This is a genomic window from Acinetobacter sp. YH12100, from assembly GCF_013419135.1.
GTDB classification, from domain to species: Bacteria; Pseudomonadota; Gammaproteobacteria; order Pseudomonadales; family Moraxellaceae; genus Acinetobacter; species Acinetobacter pseudolwoffii.
Genome location: NZ_VPAQ01000048.1, coordinates 1 through 2,268, shown reverse-complemented (window position 1 = coordinate 2,268; position 2,268 = coordinate 1). Strand labels below are relative to the sequence as shown.

Genomic DNA, 2,268 nt, shown 5'->3' with positions numbered 1-2,268 from the left:
CGCGACTCATGAGTGCTCGGTTATATGCGGGCCAATTGGTTGTGCGGTAGATTTTGTGTGTAGGCTTCTTCATTTGAAAATTATATCGCTGAAAAAGCCTTTACAGATAGGTTTGTGCAACAAAGCCATTATCGAATACAAGCGTGAACGCAATTATAGCGTGATTGATCAAGGCGTTTCTTATCTGAATCTAATGCTCGACTATAAGGCAGATTTTATCGTTGAGTACAATGAGAGCCAGAGCAAACAGCTTAAACGTCAGGATGTAGATTGGTCACAGAGCCGAATCATCTTTGTTTCACCGAGCTTTACCGACTTTCAAAAGCAGTCTACCAACTTTAAAGATTTAGGCATTGAGCTGTGGGAAATCAAACGTTATCAAGGCGGAATTGTTTCAGTCAATCCATTGCAGAAAGCCAAATCAGCGCCTTCAATCAAGCAAGTGCAAAAGGTTGAGTCTGAAGATATTCAAAAGATTGCCAAAGAAATCCAGCAATATGATGAAGCCTATCACTTGGCGGAGAAGTCCGATGACATCAAAGAGCTATATGAGCAATTCAGGGACTCAATTCTGGGCTTAACCACCGATTTAGATATTCATCCCAAGAAAATGTATATCGCCTTCCGTAAGGGTAAGCGTAACTATGTCTATATGAGTATTGGGACAAAGCAAATTCGCATCTGGCTGAATATGCCTTTTAATCAACTGGATGACCCGAAACAGCTCGCGAAAGATGTGACCAATATTGGACATTGGGGCAATGGCGATTGTGAGGTGATCGTGTCAGATACAGAAAATTTAGAATATATCTTGAGTTTAATTAAACAGACATTGAAGTGAATAATTTAAGATTTTAGAGGGGAAGGAAATGACAGTACAAAGCGAATATCAACTTGAAAATGAACTGATTAGCCAGCTCAAGCAATTGGGATATGCTGCGGTGACGCTCAAGGACGAAAGCCAACTACTGTCTAACCTGAAAACCCAGATTGAACGTGCCAATGGACTTGCGCCACTATCTGATACAGAGTGGAAGCAGGTCATTAGTTTTCTAAATACAGGCACGGTATTTGAACGGGCCAAGAATCTGCGTGATCTGTTTCCAGTCAAATTTGATGACGGCAGCAGCAAACACCTTTTTTTCCTGTCTGATGAACCAAGCAAAAATATTTATCAGGTCACCAATCAAATCACCATCGACCACCGCGACTATAATGGCCGTACCAGCCGTTTTGATGTGACCTTACTGGTCAATGGTTTGCCTTTGGTACAGATCGAGCTGAAAAAACGCGGCATGGAAATCGCCGAAGCCTTTAATCAAACGCAACGCTATATTCGTGAAGCGTATTGGGCTGGGCAAGGGCTATTTGGCTTTATCCAGCTGTTTGTGATCAGTAATGGTGCCAATACCCGTTATTATTCTAACGGCACCACAGGCATCGAGTTTGCCTTTCCATGGGCGGATGTCAATAACAAACACATCAATGAAATTGTCGACTTTGCCGAAGCTTTTCTCAATCAGCAGCATCTGACCCAAATGCTGACCCAATACATGGTGCTGCTAGAAACCACGAAAAGCCTGATGGTGCTACGTCCCTATCAGATTTATGCAGTGCAGAAAATCGTGCAGCATGTGCAAAACTCCGATCAGAACGGCTATATCTGGCATACCACCGGTTCAGGCAAAACCCTGACCTCGTTTAAAGCCAGCCAGATCATCATGCAAATGCCGGACGTGGAAAAAGTCCTGTTTGTGGTGGACAGGAACGACCTGGACACGCAAACCTCACGCGAATTTAATGCCTTTAAAGCCGAAAGTGTCGACAGCACCGATAGCACGCATACTTTGGTCAAGCAGCTGGATCAACGCCATGACAAACTGATTGTCACCACCATCCAGAAGCTAAACCGGGCCATCAGCACGGATCGCTATCTGGAATACATTGATTATCTCAAAGACCAGAAAGTGGTGTTTATCTTTGATGAATGTCACCGCAGCCAGTTTGGTGAGACCCATCAGAATATCAAGAAGTTCTTCAGCAATGCGCAGATGTTTGGTTTTACCGGAACGCCGATTTTTGAGGAAAACAGTCAGTCTAAAGCCGGCCTCAAACTCACCACGGATTATCTGTTTAATCAGTAGATCTCTTGCGAAAGTTAATTTAAGAGCATCCAATTCACCATTCCAGCAATTAAATTCATTCTTAGACCAAAGCGTTTCCGTCTATTTCTATAGCGTTCTGTTAATATCCGAAAATGTTTAAGTT

3 pseudogenes are annotated in these 2,268 nt (G+C 43.1%); 2 read left to right on the top strand and 1 reads right to left on the bottom strand.

The annotated features are described in order from the left end of the window. Window positions 1-127 precede the first annotated feature (127 nt). Both FTU40_RS15055 and FTU40_RS15050 read left to right on the top strand, forming a co-directional pair. Window positions 128-841: pseudogene (locus FTU40_RS15055) on the top strand (DUF5655 domain-containing protein); the annotation flags it as partial. A 28-nt stretch (window positions 842-869) separates the two neighbouring features. Next, window positions 870-2,141: pseudogene (locus tag FTU40_RS15050) on the top strand (HsdR family type I site-specific deoxyribonuclease); the annotation flags it as partial. Window positions 2,142-2,158: 17 nt separating this feature from the next. On the opposite strand, the pseudogene FTU40_RS15045 reads toward FTU40_RS15050, so the two are convergent. Continuing rightward, window positions 2,159-2,268, bottom strand: a pseudogene (locus FTU40_RS15045) (IS5/IS1182 family transposase); the annotation flags it as partial.